The organism is Actinoallomurus acaciae (assembly GCF_042429965.1).
In the GTDB taxonomy this organism is placed as follows: Bacteria; Actinomycetota; Actinomycetes; order Streptosporangiales; family Streptosporangiaceae; genus Actinoallomurus; species Actinoallomurus acaciae.
In genome coordinates this window covers 13868-26927 of sequence record NZ_JBHLZP010000051.1, presented here as the reverse complement: position 1 = coordinate 26927, position 13060 = coordinate 13868, and the positions used below count along the sequence as shown (strand labels likewise).

At 69.9% G+C, this 13060-nt stretch carries 20 protein-coding genes; 11 read left to right on the top strand and 9 right to left on the bottom strand.

What is annotated here, in order from left to right; all coding sequences use genetic code 11:
• On the top strand, positions 1 to 491 hold a 491-nt coding region (locus ACFFNX_RS10075; protein WP_378198388.1), incomplete at its 5' end, for a TSUP family transporter.
• A 41-nt stretch (positions 492 to 532) separates the two neighbouring features.
• Here the strand turns inward: ACFFNX_RS10075 and ACFFNX_RS10070 are convergent.
• Together ACFFNX_RS10070 and ACFFNX_RS10065 are read right to left on the bottom strand one after the other, a co-directional pair.
• Positions 533 to 1357: an inositol monophosphatase family protein gene (locus tag ACFFNX_RS10070; RefSeq protein ID WP_378198385.1), complete on the bottom strand. Its 825-nt coding sequence runs from the start codon at positions 1355 to 1357 to the stop codon at positions 533 to 535.
• Positions 1354 to 2199, bottom strand: a complete 846-nt coding sequence (locus ACFFNX_RS10065; RefSeq protein ID WP_378198382.1) for a DUF5919 domain-containing protein — start codon at positions 2197 to 2199, stop codon at positions 1354 to 1356. Before ACFFNX_RS10065 ends, ACFFNX_RS10070 begins: the two co-directional genes overlap by 4 nt.
• A 306-nt stretch (positions 2200 to 2505) precedes the next feature.
• Here ACFFNX_RS10065 and ACFFNX_RS10060 point away from each other — a divergent pair, with 306 nt between their 5' ends.
• The gene (locus ACFFNX_RS10060) at positions 2506 to 2664 is read left to right on the top strand and encodes a hypothetical protein (RefSeq protein ID WP_378198379.1); all 159 of its coding nucleotides are present in this window, start codon (positions 2506 to 2508) and stop codon (positions 2662 to 2664) included.
• 74 nt (positions 2665 to 2738) lie between these two features.
• Complete coding sequence (locus tag ACFFNX_RS10055) at positions 2739 to 3122, top strand: hypothetical protein (protein ID WP_378198376.1); 384 nt, start codon at positions 2739 to 2741, stop codon at positions 3120 to 3122.
• Positions 3123 to 3165: 43 nt separating this feature from the next.
• On the opposite strand, the gene ACFFNX_RS10050 is transcribed toward ACFFNX_RS10055, so the two are convergent.
• Both ACFFNX_RS10050 and ACFFNX_RS10045 read right to left on the bottom strand, forming a co-directional pair.
• Positions 3166 to 4065, bottom strand: coding sequence for a PAC2 family protein (locus ACFFNX_RS10050; RefSeq protein ID WP_378198374.1), 900 nt, complete (start codon positions 4063 to 4065; stop codon positions 3166 to 3168).
• A 65-nt stretch (positions 4066 to 4130) separates the two neighbouring features.
• The gene (locus ACFFNX_RS10045) at positions 4131 to 4658 is read right to left on the bottom strand and encodes a GNAT family N-acetyltransferase (protein WP_378198371.1); all 528 of its coding nucleotides are present in this window, start codon (positions 4656 to 4658) and stop codon (positions 4131 to 4133) included.
• 240 nt (positions 4659 to 4898) lie between these two features.
• Between ACFFNX_RS10045 and ACFFNX_RS10040 the strand changes: the two genes are divergently transcribed.
• The 3 genes from ACFFNX_RS10040 to ACFFNX_RS10030 are packed head-to-tail and all read left to right on the top strand — an operon-like array spanning position 4899 to position 6942.
• Entirely contained in the window at positions 4899 to 5237 is a 339-nt protein-coding gene (locus tag ACFFNX_RS10040; RefSeq protein ID WP_378198368.1) for an ArsR/SmtB family transcription factor, read from the top strand.
• Entirely contained in the window at positions 5234 to 6310 is a 1077-nt protein-coding gene (locus tag ACFFNX_RS10035) for an SRPBCC domain-containing protein (RefSeq protein ID WP_378198366.1), read from the top strand. The genes ACFFNX_RS10040 and ACFFNX_RS10035 overlap by 4 nt, the downstream gene beginning before the upstream one ends.
• Positions 6310 to 6942 (top strand): dihydrofolate reductase family protein, encoded by a 633-nt coding sequence (locus ACFFNX_RS10030; protein WP_378198394.1) that lies wholly within the window; start codon positions 6310 to 6312, stop codon positions 6940 to 6942. Before ACFFNX_RS10035 ends, ACFFNX_RS10030 begins: the two co-directional genes overlap by 1 nt.
• Positions 6943 to 7070: 128 nt before the next feature.
• Here ACFFNX_RS10030 and ACFFNX_RS10025 read toward each other — a convergent pair whose 3' ends face one another.
• Genes ACFFNX_RS10025 through ACFFNX_RS10015 form a run of 3 tightly spaced genes read right to left on the bottom strand, consistent with a single transcriptional unit; the run spans position 7071 to position 8843 of the window.
• Positions 7071 to 8078 carry a hypothetical protein gene (locus ACFFNX_RS10025; RefSeq protein ID WP_378198364.1) on the bottom strand — a complete coding sequence of 336 codons (1008 nt, stop codon included), beginning with the start codon at positions 8076 to 8078 and terminating at the stop codon, positions 7071 to 7073.
• The gene (locus ACFFNX_RS10020; RefSeq protein WP_378198362.1) at positions 8075 to 8404 is read right to left on the bottom strand and encodes a hypothetical protein; all 330 of its coding nucleotides are present in this window, start codon (positions 8402 to 8404) and stop codon (positions 8075 to 8077) included. Before ACFFNX_RS10020 ends, ACFFNX_RS10025 begins: the two co-directional genes overlap by 4 nt.
• Positions 8405 to 8429: 25 nt before the next feature.
• A complete protein-coding gene (locus tag ACFFNX_RS10015) occupies positions 8430 to 8843 on the bottom strand; it encodes a YbaB/EbfC family nucleoid-associated protein (RefSeq protein ID WP_378198360.1) in 414 nt (137 codons plus the stop codon).
• 164 nt (positions 8844 to 9007) lie between these two features.
• Between ACFFNX_RS10015 and ACFFNX_RS10010 the strand changes: the two genes are divergently transcribed.
• The 5 genes from ACFFNX_RS10010 to ACFFNX_RS09990 all read left to right on the top strand — a co-directional run bounded on the left by ACFFNX_RS10010 (position 9008) and on the right by ACFFNX_RS09990 (position 11533).
• Entirely contained in the window at positions 9008 to 9508 is a 501-nt protein-coding gene (locus ACFFNX_RS10010) for an FBP domain-containing protein (protein ID WP_378198358.1), read from the top strand.
• A gap of 129 nt (positions 9509 to 9637) precedes the next feature.
• A complete protein-coding gene (locus ACFFNX_RS10005; RefSeq protein ID WP_378198356.1) occupies positions 9638 to 10057 on the top strand; it encodes a YbaB/EbfC family nucleoid-associated protein in 420 nt (139 codons plus the stop codon).
• Between the two features lie 34 nt (positions 10058 to 10091).
• On the top strand, positions 10092 to 10517 hold the full coding sequence (locus ACFFNX_RS10000; RefSeq protein ID WP_378198354.1) for a hypothetical protein: 426 nt from the start codon (positions 10092 to 10094) through the stop codon (positions 10515 to 10517).
• The gene (locus tag ACFFNX_RS09995) at positions 10517 to 11134 is read left to right on the top strand and encodes a hypothetical protein (protein WP_378198352.1); all 618 of its coding nucleotides are present in this window, start codon (positions 10517 to 10519) and stop codon (positions 11132 to 11134) included. Before ACFFNX_RS10000 ends, ACFFNX_RS09995 begins: the two co-directional genes overlap by 1 nt.
• Before the next feature lie 3 nt (positions 11135 to 11137).
• The gene (locus ACFFNX_RS09990) at positions 11138 to 11533 is read left to right on the top strand and encodes a VOC family protein (RefSeq protein ID WP_378198350.1); all 396 of its coding nucleotides are present in this window, start codon (positions 11138 to 11140) and stop codon (positions 11531 to 11533) included.
• A 51-nt stretch (positions 11534 to 11584) separates the two neighbouring features.
• Here ACFFNX_RS09990 and ACFFNX_RS09985 read toward each other — a convergent pair whose 3' ends face one another.
• Positions 11585 to 11968 (bottom strand): nuclear transport factor 2 family protein, encoded by a 384-nt coding sequence (locus ACFFNX_RS09985; protein WP_378198348.1) that lies wholly within the window; start codon positions 11966 to 11968, stop codon positions 11585 to 11587.
• Between the two features lie 115 nt (positions 11969 to 12083).
• Positions 12084 to 12959: a helix-turn-helix transcriptional regulator gene (locus ACFFNX_RS09980; protein ID WP_378198347.1), complete on the bottom strand. Its 876-nt coding sequence runs from the start codon at positions 12957 to 12959 to the stop codon at positions 12084 to 12086.
• Positions 12960 to 13060 lie beyond the last annotated feature (101 nt).

Sequence of the window (13060 nt, the reverse complement as noted above, 5' to 3'; positions counted from 1 at the left end):
GGGCCGCGCTGCTGCTCCTCACCCCGGCCGCCGCGTTCGAGTACGTCGCGCCGGTGCTGGTCGCGGCGGCCTCCCTCGTGCTGCTCGCGCAGCGGCGCATCACCGCCGCGGCGGTCGGCATGGGCGGCGAGCACAGCATGCCGCTGCGGTTCGCGGTGTTCGCCGTGGCGATCTACGGCGGCTACTTCGGCGCGGCCGGCGGCATCCTGATGCTCGCGGTGCTCGGCGCGATGCTCGAACTCCCGCTCATCCGCGTCAACGCGGTCAAGAACGTGGTGGCCGGGCTGAGCAACGGGGTCGCCGCGCTGGGCTTCGCCGTCTTCGGGCCGGTGCGGTGGGCGGCGGTGCTGCCGCTGGCGGCCGGTTTCCTGGCCGGCGGCTGGCTCGGGCCCTCCCTCGTGCGCCGGCTTCCGGGCGAGGCGCTGCGGGTGGTCGTGGTGGTCTGCGGGCTGGCGGTCGCGGTCAAGCTGGGCTACGACGCCTACCACTGAGCGGAACGCCGGTCCTCGCTTTTGGAATCACCACCACCCGATCAGGCGCCGCGGGCGCGCGGCGGGGCCACCTCCTGCCAGGACCGGACGAGGTCGAGGAGTTCGCCGGCCACGCGTGGCGCGACGGCGATCGTGGCGGTCGAGGCGGAGGTGTGGTCGGAGCCGTCCAGGTCGACCACGGCGGCGCCGGCCTCCCGGGCGATGACGACTCCGGCCGCGGTGTCCCAGGGGTTGTTCGACAGCGCGACGCACGCGTCGAGCTTGCCCTCCGCGACCCACGCGAGGTCGATGGCGGCCGAACCGAGCATGCGCACGCGCTGGACGCGGCCGGCCAGCCGGTCGGTGAGCGCGAGGCGCAGGACGTTCTTCTCCTCCGCACCCGCGCCGACGGCGTAGTCGCCGATCGCCACGATCGCCTCGCGGAGGCCGCCCGTACGGCTCGCGGAGATCCGCCGGTCGCCCTCGTACGCGCCGCCGTGCTCGGCCGCCCAGTAGCGCGCGCCGAGGAACGGCAGGTCGATCACGCCCAGCACCGGGCGGTCGCCGCGCAGCAGGCCGAGGGAGACACCGGTCAGCGGCATGCCGTGCACGAAGTTGGCGGTGCCGTCGATCGGGTCGAGCGCCCACAGCAGGTCGCCGTCGTAGCGTCCGGTGACGCCCTCCTCCTCGCCGAGAACCGCCACGTCGGGCGTACGGCGCCGCAGGTAGGCACGGACGGCGCGTTCGACCGCGAAGTCCAGCTCGCTCGCCATGTCACGGTCGCCCTTGGCGGTGAGCGTGCCGGGCCGCCGCGACCGGATGAGGTCGCCGGCGAGGGCGGCCGCCTCCAGAGCCACGGGCACCAGCGCTCCCGGGGACGCCGTCATACCGGCCGACTCCGTTCCCATAACTCCGTATAAATCCGCTCAAAAGTGTTGTAAAGGCCCGGCCGCTCAGAAGATCGGTGCAGCACGAAGGTCGGCGAGTCGACGCCGCGGGCCTGCGGCAGGTACGGCTGCAGGACGCACGTGCTGTCGTCGACCAGCACGATGCCGAACCGCAGGGTCTCGTCGTAGACGGCGATGGACAGCCGGTCGCGGGCGGCGTCCGGCAGCCGCGCGCGAAGCCGGGCGAGCACCTCGATGTTGAGCCTGGTGAGCGTGGTCAGGTGACGGTCGGTGTAGCCCTCTTCGCGCTCGCGTGCCCGGATGGCCTCGCCGTCGGGGTCGAGGAAGAGGCAGCGCAGCGTGGTGCCCCTCTCGATGAGGCCGTGCAGGCGCTGGTCGGGATACTGCTGGCAGATGAGGTTGAGCGACAGGCCGACGGCCCTGATGTCGGCGGCGGCGTCGAACAGGTCGTGCGGCGGAACCGCGCCGGTGAAGTCCGCGCGGGTGGGGAAGACGGCCACGACGTCGGCCATCGGCCCGTCGTCCCGGTGGGCGTCGGCGGGCGCCGGCGGGGTCAGGACGTCGTCCGGGCACGGGCCGAACAGCTGGTCGGCCGTCCAGCCGGGGAACATGTGCTCGAGCACCCGGCAGTGGTCGGTGTAGGGGAGGCGTTTGAGCTCGCCGGAGGTCCAGCGATGCAGCTGCGCCCGGCTCGGCGCCGTGCCCACGAGGCCACGGTCGATCCGGCGCGCGGCCTCGTCGTAGGCGGCGCGGAAGAGCCCGTAGCGATGCCAGTGCCGCTGCCGCAGCAGGATTTGGAGCAGGATCGGCCGACTAGACACCGTCCGCCCCTTTCTCGTCGTGTCCGGGGCACAGGATAACGGCATTCCATTACCTAGGGAGACGAAGTCGAGACGGAGAGTAGACACTGACGTCGAAAACGCCGCCTCGACACGCTCGCCACGCGACGCCCGACGGCGCGATGCTGGTGGCCCGGCGAGCGCACGGGGGCGATCAGCATCGAGCACAGCGACGAACTCCGGCTGCTCGCGGCCCTGTGCCGGGAGCTCGCACTCCTGGGGCTCGACGTGGGCATGAGCGACGCCAAGCCGGCGGTGTCCGTGCGCCAGAGCCGCCGGAGACCACGCGTGTGGGTCTCGATCGACGCACGCGACGGCTCCTTCGAATGGTGCCGGCGCGACGGCCGCCGGCACGCGGTGGACGATCCCGAGGGGGCGGCACGGCGGATCGCGACCGACGTCTGGCGTTCTTCGGCAGATCGGGGTGAAAAGACGGAACCGTTGTGACTCCTGGGGTGTCGAAGGGGAAGTTCCCGGCTGCGGCCGGTGCCTACCCCCCCGACAGCGAGGAGTCGATTTCAGTGCGCACCCCAGGCATGCGGATCACCGTGGTCGGCGCCGTCGCCGCCGCCTTGGCGCTTTCCGCGACCGCGTGCGGCGGCAGCGAGCAGAAGAAGTCTGCCTGCGACAAGCTCCAGCAGACCATCGCGAACGTCAACAAGACGGGCATGTCCCAGATCGGCGACCCGAACGCTCTCGCCGCGACGTACGCCAACGGCGCCAAGCAGATGCGCGAGGAGGGCAAGGACTCCGGCGACGACGGCGTCGAGAAGGCGGCGAACGCCGCCGCGGCGGCGATGGACGAGCTCGGCAAGTCGCTGACCGGCGGCGGCGCGCCGAAGATGCCCGACACGACGCCCCTGACCAATGCGGGCCGCGACCTCAAGACGGCCTGCGACGGCTGACCCGGCCGCCGACGGGGGTCCGATGCCGTGGGGCGTCGGGCCCTTACTCTTCCTGCTCCGCCAGGAAACGCTCGAACTCGGCCGCGATCTCTTCGGCGTCCGGCATGCGCGCGTCCGGGCCGGCCATCGGGAGGCTGTTGCCGCTCGCCGCCGCCACGGCGTCGAACCGCGCCTCCAGGCCGCGGACCGCTTCGGCGATCTCCTCGGAGGCGGCGACCTGGTCGTCGATCTGCTTCCTGGCCAGCACGGCGGCCTCTTCCAGCTCGGCGGTGCGGAAGGCCAGGCCGGTGGCGGCGGTGACGCCGTTCAGCAGGGCGATCGCGGCGGTCGGGTACTCCGCCTGCGAGAGGTAGTGCGGAACGTGGGCGGTGAAGCCGATCGCGTCGCGGCCCGCCTCGTCGAGCCGGTACTCGATCAGCGCACCGGCGCTGCCCGGCACCTCGACCCGCGTGATCCACGACGTGCTCTCGCCGAGCAGGTCGGGCCGGTTGCCGTGCGGCGTCAGCTCGGTCTCGCGGGTGTGCGGCACCGCCATCGGGATGCCGTGCAGGCCGACCGACAGGCTCACGTCGAGCCGCCGGACCAGCTCGACGACGGCGGCGGCGAACGCCTCCCACGACCGGTCGGGCTCGGGCCCGGACAGCACGAGGAACGGCACGCCGACCGCGTCCTCACAGGCGTACAGGCACAGCTCGGGGGCCTTGTAGTCCACCCAGTGATTCGTGTCGAAGACCATCGGCGGCCGCCGGGAGCGGTAGTCCAGCAACGAGTCGACGTCGAAGGTGGCCACCGTCCGGGGGTTCATCGAGCTCAGCAGATGGTCGGTGGTGAGACGGCCCGCGGCGCCCGCGTCCATGAAACCGTCCAGGAAATAGAGCAGCACCGGCCGGTCCAGGCCGGGAATCTCCTCGGCCAGCGTGTACAGCCGCGTCTGGTCCGTCACGAATCCTCCCTAGCCCGGTTACGCCTTTACGAACGCGTGACGACCAAGGTGAATTCCACGACCGCTCAGAGCGTCTTCACCAGCACGTCGAAGATCGGTGCGCCGGGCAGCGGGTTGCGCTTCTGCCCGACCTTCTCCCAGCCCCACTTGAGCATGGCGGCCTGCGCGGCAGTGGCGGCCGGCAGCACGGTCGTGGTGGCCCGCTCCTCCGGCCGGTCGGCGAGCAGCCGGTCGTGGACGGCCTCGGCGAGGTGCAGCCGCCGCCACCGCTCGCCGATCATGAGTTCGGTCAGCGCCCAGGTGCGGCCGGGCGGTTCGTCGGTGATCTCGGGTGGGATGGAGGTGATGAGGTTCTGCCACCACGGGATCGCGGGTGAGAGGGATATGCCGTAGCCGAACCCGATGAGCGTGCCCGTGGTCCTGGCCTCCACCAGTGCGAACCCGGCCTGCTGCCGGTGAGTCTCAAAACGCCGCTCGAACAGCTCGGCGTACTCCGGCCCCCAGGAGTACGGCGCCCCGGCGAAGATCTCTCCGTACAGGTCACGGTATTCGTCGATGCGCCGCGCGGCCTCGTCGCCGTCGGCGTGGTGCAACTCAATGGCGATGCTCGCCAGCGGTCTCTCCTCCTCGATATTGGCCTCACCCGTCCCGTCTTGGGCGAAACGCTCGTACAGGCCTGTACTCAGGATCCAACGAACGGGAGCCGACGATGACGCTGGGGACATCGTCGCCTAATTCTCCGCTTCTCGCTCGCGGCTTCGCGCGCCTTGACGAGCCTCGGCCCGGCTGCTTATATTCAACGGACTCGTTGATAAACAAGTTAGTTGATAAAGATGCCTGTTGATGACACTGACGAGCGCCTCGACCGCGCGTTCGCGGCGCTGGCCGATCCGGTGCGCCGCGCGCTCGTCGCCCGCCTGTCGCGTGGTGAGGCGACGGTGAACGAGCTCGCCGAGCCCTTCTCCATCACCAAGCAGGCGATCTCGCGCCACATCCAGGTGCTGGAGACGGCCGGGCTGATCACCCGCAGCCGAGACGGTCAGCGGCGTCCCTGCCACCTCGACCCGGCGGCGCTGGAAGCGCTCACGAGCTGGATCGACACCTATCGGCTGGAGGTCGAGCGGCGTCACCGCCGGCTCGACGCCGTACTGGAGGAGATGGAGGACCGATGAACCCCACGACCGTGGCCGCGCCCCCGGGCACGCCATTCATCGACGTCGTACGCGAGTTCGAGGCGAGCCGCGCGAAGGTGTTCCGCGCGGCGACCGACCCGGAGCTGGTCGCACGCTGGCTCGGGCCGCGCGAGATGGAGATGGACGTGCGGTCCTACGACGCGCGCACCGGCGGGTCCTACAGCTACGTCCATCGTGACGCGGCGGGCAACGAGTACTCCTTCCGCGGCGTGTTCCACACCGTCGTCCCCGACGAGCGGATCATCCAGACGTTCGAGTACGCGGGCGCGCCGGACGCCGTGAGCCTCGAGACCTACACCTACGAGGACCTCGGCGACCGCACCCGGTTGCGCGCCCACACCGTCTTCCCCTCCGTCGAGGCGCGCGACGCCGCCCTCGAAAGCGGCATGGAGCGCGGCATCCTCGAGTCGATGGAGCGCCTGGACGAGGTGACCGGCGAGCCGGCCGGCCGTCCCCGGGTGATCGTGGACATCTCGATGTCGCTGGACGGCTACGTCACCGCGGCGGGCGTCGACCTGGCCCACGGGCTCGGTGTGGGCGGCGAGCCGGTCCACGACTGGGCGATGGGCCGCCGCACGCCCCGCGACGCCGAGATCCTCGAGGAGACCTTCCGCCGTACCGGCGCGGTGATCATGGGTCGGCGCACGTTCGACATCGTCGACGGGCCGCACGGCTGGGACGACTCGGTCGGTTACGGCGGGGAGCGCGACCAGACGGAGGCTCCGCCGCCGGTGTTCGTGGTGACGCACGCGGTGCCGGAGAACGTACGGCTGCGCGACCGGTTCACGTTCGTCACCGACGGCCTGGAGAGCGCGCTGGCACGGGCGCGCGCCGGCGCGGGCTCCCGCGACGTCGTCATCATGGGCGGGGGCGAGATCGCCTTCGCCTACCTGCGCGCGGGCCTGGCCGACCTGCTGACGCTCCACGTCGCGCCGGTCGTCTTCGGCGGGGGCACGCCTCTGTTCACCGGCGATCTGCCCGTACGCCTGGAACTGCTCGGCTCGGAGTCCACCGCGGCCGCCTCCCACCTGACCTACCGGGTGGGTGCGTGATGGCCACGGTCATCTCCAGCTTCTGCACGTCCCTCGACGGCTTCGTCGCCCGTTTGGACGACTCGGTCGGCCCGCTCTTCGACTGGCACCACTCCGGCGACGTCGAGGTACGTCCGCCCGGTTACCCGCTGACGCTGCGCGTCTCCGAGGCGAGCGCGCGGCACTGGCGGGAGATGATCGAGCGCCGGGGCGCCTTCGTGTGCGGCCGCCGGCTGTTCGACCACACCCGCGGCTGGGGCGGCCGGCCGCCGCTGGGCGTGCCGACGTTCGTGGTCAGCCACCGGCCTCCGCCGGACGACTGGCCCGAGCGTACGGAGGCGCCGTACGCCTTCGTCGGCGACCTGGAGAGCGCCGTCGCGAAGGCCGCCGCGGCCGCGGGCGAGGGCATCGTCAGTGTGGCGGGCGCGAACCTCGCCCAGCAGTGCCTGCGGGCCGGGCTGCTCGACGAGGTCTGGATCGATCTCGTACCGGTCCTCCTGGGCGAGGGCATCCGTTACCTCGACGGCGTCGCCGAGGCCCGGCTCTCCGGCCCCACGGTCATCGAGGGGACCGGGGTCACCCATCTGCGTTATCGGGTCGAGCGCCGAAGTGGGCAGGTAACGGGTGAAGGGGGCAAGCCGAGCCGCAGGTGAGAGCGGGCGTACGAGTCAGCGGGCCGCGCGACCGACTGGCTGAGCGGGTTTCGCAGCAGAGGGCGGCTGGACCCACCCGCCGCTTCGCCCTCTTTCGACCCGGGCGTCACCTTGATCGCCCGGAGGGCTCAGGGGGTGCCCGGGCCCGCGGTCTGACCGCTGGGGTTCGGCCAGTTCTTCCAGCGCAGCGGGTACTTCACATAGATCCGCGGCACGTGCATGAAGAGTTTGGCGACCTCCTGATGGAGCGTGGGCGCCTTCGTCCAGCCGTCGCCGTCGCCCTCCAGGTAGGAGTCGGTGATGTTGCTGGCGTACGTGTAGGCGTTCGACGCCGCCATGCGCGTCGCCAGGCCGCCCAGCGCCCCTTTGACACCCGGCCGGCGCAGGAAGTACTTGCCGAACACCTGCCGGTACCTCGACGTGGGGTTCAGCCCGGGCAGCGCGTCGGCGACGCCGTCGTAGGCCATGTTGCCGACGAACCCGTCGGCGAACTGCACGGCGTTCGCCTTGACCGACAGAGGGTCGTAGCCGGCCACCTTCGTGAGCGTCCCGCGGTCGACCCCGGCGGCCAGGCTGGTGCCGTAGATGCCGAGCTGAAGGACCTGCTGTCCGCCCGCGTACATGACGCTGTCGGTCAGGGCGTAGATCACTCGCTTGATGAGCATCTGGACCAGGGTGTTCCGGATCTTGCCGTACCAGCGGGCCTGCCCGATCAGCACCAGCAGCCGGGCCTCCAGGACGCCGGTCAGCCAGCCGTAGCAGATGGTGAAGATGATGTTGGCGTACATCTGGATCGCCAGCACCCACAGCGCCGCGCGTATCTCGTCGTTGACCTTGGCGAACTGCTCGAGCGACTCGGCGACCCTGCGCGCGTACGCCGAGACGTCGGCCGGATAGGTGGACGGAGCGACCGCTCCGCCCGGCGTGGGCCCGCCCCAGTACCGCTCGAACGCGGCGGGGCCGTCACCGTCGTTGTGGCTCTTCACCTGGCCGACGACCTTCTCCATGGCCGTACCGCTCCGGTCGACGGCGTCCGCGATGCCCCGGTAGTAGCCCGCCATCGTCCGCGTGCCCTGGCTGTCGGCCTTGGGCATCCGCACGCCCGCGACCCAGAGGAGGACGTCCTCCGGTGTCATGAGTCGAACCGCGGCACGCTCGCCAGGTCGACCGCCGGCAGAGCCGCGATGCCGCTCCAGTCCGCCGCGTGGACGTCACCGCTCATGAGGGCGAGATTGACGCCGACCGCCCCGTAGGTGCCGCACAGGGCGCCGGAGTACTCGGCGATGTGCCTGCGCGCCTTGGCGAACCCCTGCCGGGCCTCACGACCGGCGTCGTCGTCGCCGTAGACGTCGCCCAGGTCGTCGATCTTTCCGAGGAGGTAGTTCACCGTGGAGGCGAGATCTCCGTCCTCATCCACGAACTTCCGTGACGCGTCTTCGAGTTCGGCATGATCGATGTGCATTGGCTCTCCGCTCGGCTGTCGAGGGTCACATGCGCAGGTCGTGCCGCATGCCACGGAGTGCGGCGAGGACGTCGTCGAGGTCCTGCCCGCCGAGGTCGACACCGGTGAGGGCCTGCGCGTTCGAGGCCGCCAGCTCGGCGACGAGGGGGCCCATCGCTTCGTCGGCCTGCGCCCGTGCGTCCCGTACGCCCTGCTCGACGGCGCTGAGGATCGCCTCGGCGAGCGCCTCGGCCCCCAGCCGCATCGCCCGCGGGTCGATCCGCAGGCTCGTGAGCGCGCCGAACCGATCGACCTCGACCGTGATACGCCCGTCGGCTGCCCGGCCCTTGCCGCGCAGCTCACTCATGCGCGCCTGCGCCTCCTGCAAGGCGGCGTTCTGCCGTGTGATCTTCGCGACCAGGTCCTCGATCCGGGACTCGCCTCCGGTCGTGTCGTCCATCCGCCCTCCCGGTGATCACTGGCCGCACGTTATTCACGGCCCGTTTCTCGCGGAGGAACCGACGAGTTAAGTTCCCGTTACATCGCCCTATCAGGCCGAAACGGGACTGACCAGGAGAAATCCGGGCGACGTGCACCCTCACCTGCTGTTAGCTTGCGGCCATCATGGAAACTCTCGACGAGACGGACATCCGCTCTTCCTTCGTCAACTGCTCCAAGAGCGAGACGAAGCGCATCAACCTGCCCAGGCCACTGGCCGACCAACCCTGGGCTGACCTGGATTTCCTCGGCTGGCGCGACCCCGGTGCGCCCGACCGCGGATACATCGTCGTCGACCACGGCGGCCGGCTGGTCGGCGTCACGCTGCGCTCCCCGCAGGGTGTCCGCCGAAGCTTCACCAAGACCACCGTGTGCTCGCTGTGCGTCACCAGCCACCCGGGCACGGGCGTGTCCCTGCTGGCCGCGCCCCGGGCGGGTGCGGCCGGGCGGCAGGGCAACACCGTGGGCGCCTACATGTGCGCCGACCTGGCCTGCTCGCTGTACGTACGCGGCAAGAAGGAGACCGGCCTCGGCGCGCGGTTCGAAGAGGACCTCCCTCTCCAAGGGAAGATCGATCGCACCTTGACCAACCTCGCCTCGTTCGTCGACCGGGTCCTGACGTCCTGAGGCGGCTCGACATGGTCACCGTCCCGCCAGGCCGACTTATCACAAGAATCCGTATATTTAGCGCCATTCCTGTTAGCCTTTAAACGTCTTTCCGGTTACGACGAATCGGGTGTTCTCGACCCACCTCATATGAGGAGGATGGTGCTGGTCATGGATGACACACGCGGTCGTTCCCGGGGACGGGGAGTCACGGCCGAGCCGGGCGGCACGGCATGGCCGGACGGACCGGCCGCCCCCGCTTCGCCCCCTACCGGGCGCGGGGCGTCCAAGGACGAGAGCGTGAAGGTCACCATCGGCACCGACGGCCTCGTCGACACCGTGACGATCAACCCGCGGGCACTCCGGAAGGGCGCGCAGGCGCTCGAGGAACTGACCCGCGATGCGGTACGCGAGGCGCAGCGTGACTGGTTCGGCGGGCTCGCCACGCACGACCCGGCGCCGGCCTCGGAAGAGCGGCTGCGCACGAGGCTGGAAGAGATCCACGCGGAGTACTCCCTTCGCATGGAAGAGATCAATCGCCTGATGGCCGGCCTGATGAGCGGCCGGTAAGTCGACCGTCCCGGTAAGAGAGGTCCGTGTTCCCATGCCGAAGTACGACGAGAAATCGCTGACGGACGCGGCGCAGAGCATAAGCGCCGCGACCGACAACGCCACGGCGCAATACCACCCGGCAGGCGGGAGCCAGTACGGTTCGTGGCCGGCCTCGACGACCCTGCCCGCACACGAAAGAATGTCGCTGCTGCTGATGCTGAACCCTGACACGGGCGAAAGCCAGAGCCTCGATGACTTCAAGCCGAAGTCGTGGCAGGTCTTCCTGACGAAGGACTTCTTCACCACTTTCGAGACGGTGTACGAGTCCGCCGAAAAGGCGGTCAACGCCACTGTCCAGCAGGCCGGCTATGGAGGCTATGGCCTGGAACAGATGACACTGAACGCCAAGACCGTCGAGGACAAGAACATCACCGCCGTCTTCCACACGCTCGACAAGACCCAGAATCGAGGTGCCTGATGGCGGAGCGCATCACCCTCCCGGGTGACCTGGAGGACCTGGTCAAACGCTGGACCTCGGACGGCACGATGAAGTTCCGCTGGCCGACCGACGACGAAACGAACTTCAAGATCAGCGGCGACCACTGGGGCGGTAACGAGGTCGCACTGGAGCTCAGCCAGCTCAACCCCGAAGCCGAGATCAAGACGGCGCTCCAGAAGAACGAAGGACCCGCGATCGACGCGTTCGCGGATTACTGGCGCGATGTCCCCGCACGCAACGTCACAGACCTCACCATCTCGTTCAAACGGGTGTCGGTGGCGCTACTGGCCGTCAACGCGGCGCTCATCGCGTACAAGAACGCCTCCATCCAGGGTCTGTCCGAGCTGAAGAAGGAGCTCGACGACAACCAGAAATGGGCATGGCTGCCCTGGTCCGACGACGGCGCGATCCACAAGCGCGCGGTGGAGCTGATCGGCCAGTTCGACGAGGTCGACCGATACAACCTGAGCGGCTTCCGCACGGCCATGGCCAACACCGCCACGGTCATCGATCAGGAGGCCAAGCTCTACAACGACATCGCCAAGCGCTTCACCGATGACACGGCGGAGACGGGCGACAAGCTACGCGGCTGGTAGCACGTGCCCTGCGTCCCGCGGCTGTTCGCCGTCACGGTCGACTGTCCGGACCCGATGAGTCTGGCGCGGTTCTACCGGTCTTTCTTGGGCGGCGAACCGCACTCCACCAATGACGACTTCGTGGCGCTCGTCATCGACGGCGACGTACGTCTCGACTTTCAGCGGGTCGCGAACCCCGAACCGGCCCGCTGGCCCGACCCGCAGGCGGCCCGCCGGGTGCACCTGGACTTCGCCGTCGATGACCTCGCCGAGGCCGAGGAGCGTCTCCTCGGCCTGGGTGCCGTGCTTGCCGACGTCCAGCCGGGCGGCGAGAGGTTCCGGGTCCTGCTCGACCCGGCGGGACACCCGTTCTGCATCGCCGACAGGACGGCCGCGTCCATTGCTGAGGACCGTACGTGAGGCGTCTTTGAGATCCATGGCCGAATCCCGGAGCGGCCTGGTCGCAGGCGCTCAGCCGGCCGTCGCGCCGGCGGGGTTCTCGTCGTCGCCGAGGTAGGCGCCGTACCCCTCGGTCACCAGCGGGCCGTCGAAGATCAGCACCTCGTTGACCACTCCGCCCTTCTGGTTGCGGTAGTTGATGACCAGGCAGTCGACGCCGACGTACGCCCCCAGGACCTCGAACCGCAGGTCGGGGATGCGTCGCAGCCCCTCCGACCAGTAGGCGCCCAACGCCTCCTTGCCACGGATGATCCCGTCGCCACCGAGAAGCTGCGCCGCGACCGGCGAACGGAACGTCACATCGTCCGCGAAGTGCACCAACAGGGCATCCAGGTCATGCGCGTTCCACGCCGCCACCCAGCCGTCCACGAACTTCCGCGCCGAGACAGGATCCATGGGCACGATTATGTCCGTCCTGCGGCGACGTCCCCTCCTCGGACACCTGCCGTGAGTCCCTTCGAAGCCCTGGTCGGCCGGGGAGGACCGACGATGCGATCGTGAGCCCACCGCCCTAGCGGCGTACGGGCGAGCCGTCCGTACGGACCGGCGGACCCGAGACCGCGGCGAGCCGCAGCTTGTCCTCGTCCACGCTCTCGGGCGCGGCAGTCATGATCACAATCTTGAGCTCGGAGTCTCCGTCGGTCAGCACGTCGCAGTCCACCGTGACCGGTCCCACCGAAGGGTGCTCGATCGTTTTATGGTCCTCGCGATGAGCGGCCACCGTACCGAGCGCCCACAGTTCGGCGAACCGCCGGTTTCCCGTGCTCAGCTCGCGAATCAGCTCCGCCAGCCGCGCGTCTTGGGGAAACCTGCCGGTGGCACGGCGCAGGTCGGACACGACGGCGACGTCGGTGGTGTCACTGTCCAGTTCGGTCACCGGCCATTGGGCGAGGCGGGCGGGACCGCCACCCACCGGGAACCTGTCCCGCGCGAAGTTGCGCAGCCGCGCCGGCGACGGCGAGGGGTCGCCCAGCAGCGCGGCCCAACCGCGGTTCCACCAGATCAGCCGCCAATCCGCCGCGAACACGGCGACCGCGGCGTCTCCGAGCCGAGCGAGCACCCGGTGAACGCCGGGCGGGATGTGGTCGGAGATCTCATCCTCGGCCGGCGGGACGAGATGGGCCAGCCGGTAGAGATGGTCCCGTTCGGCGGCGGTCAGCCGCAGGGCACGCGCGAGGGACGCGACCACCTGGGCGGAGGGCGTCGTGGCCCGTCCCTGCTCCAGGCGCACGATGTAGTCGACCGACACACCGGCGAGTTCGGCGAGCTCCTCGCGGCGCAGCCCGACCGCGCGGCGTGCCCGGCCCACCGGCAGCCCCGCGGCCGATGGGGGCAACCGATCCCGCCAGGTACGGATCATCGCGCCCAGCCCGGCTTCGGGTGTCATGACCACCATCTTCCTGCACTCCCGGTCGTCCAATGGTGGTACTCCCTTTCCTACCGTCGAGGCGTCCCTGGCCGAGCGCCACGGGCGGATCGACCATTGAC

What these genes read in the sequence shown, in the direction of transcription:
- ACFFNX_RS10010 (WP_378198358.1), top strand. Translation starts at nt 9,008, where the DNA reads ATGGAAACTCTCGACGAGACGGACATCCGCTCTTCCTTCGTCAACTGC.
- ACFFNX_RS09995 (WP_378198352.1), top strand. Translation starts at nt 10,517, where the DNA reads ATGGCGGAGCGCATCACCCTCCCGGGTGACCTGGAGGACCTGGTCAAA.
- ACFFNX_RS10040 (WP_378198368.1), top strand. Translation starts at nt 4,899, where the DNA reads ATGCCTGTTGATGACACTGACGAGCGCCTCGACCGCGCGTTCGCGGCG.
- ACFFNX_RS10015 (WP_378198360.1), bottom strand. Translation starts at nt 8,843, where the DNA reads ATGGACGACACGACCGGAGGCGAGTCCCGGATCGAGGACCTGGTCGCG.
- ACFFNX_RS10070 (WP_378198385.1), bottom strand. Translation starts at nt 1,357, where the DNA reads ATGACGGCGTCCCCGGGAGCGCTGGTGCCCGTGGCTCTGGAGGCGGCC.
- ACFFNX_RS10030 (WP_378198394.1), top strand. Translation starts at nt 6,310, where the DNA reads ATGGCCACGGTCATCTCCAGCTTCTGCACGTCCCTCGACGGCTTCGTC.
- ACFFNX_RS10035 (WP_378198366.1), top strand. Translation starts at nt 5,234, where the DNA reads ATGAACCCCACGACCGTGGCCGCGCCCCCGGGCACGCCATTCATCGAC.
- ACFFNX_RS10020 (WP_378198362.1), bottom strand. Translation starts at nt 8,404, where the DNA reads ATGCACATCGATCATGCCGAACTCGAAGACGCGTCACGGAAGTTCGTG.
- ACFFNX_RS09985 (WP_378198348.1), bottom strand. Translation starts at nt 11,968, where the DNA reads ATGGATCCTGTCTCGGCGCGGAAGTTCGTGGACGGCTGGGTGGCGGCG.
- ACFFNX_RS10005 (WP_378198356.1), top strand. Translation starts at nt 9,638, where the DNA reads ATGAGGAGGATGGTGCTGGTCATGGATGACACACGCGGTCGTTCCCGG.
- ACFFNX_RS09980 (WP_378198347.1), bottom strand. Translation starts at nt 12,959, where the DNA reads ATGACACCCGAAGCCGGGCTGGGCGCGATGATCCGTACCTGGCGGGAT.
- ACFFNX_RS10000 (WP_378198354.1), top strand. Translation starts at nt 10,092, where the DNA reads ATGCCGAAGTACGACGAGAAATCGCTGACGGACGCGGCGCAGAGCATA.
- ACFFNX_RS10025 (WP_378198364.1), bottom strand. Translation starts at nt 8,078, where the DNA reads ATGACACCGGAGGACGTCCTCCTCTGGGTCGCGGGCGTGCGGATGCCC.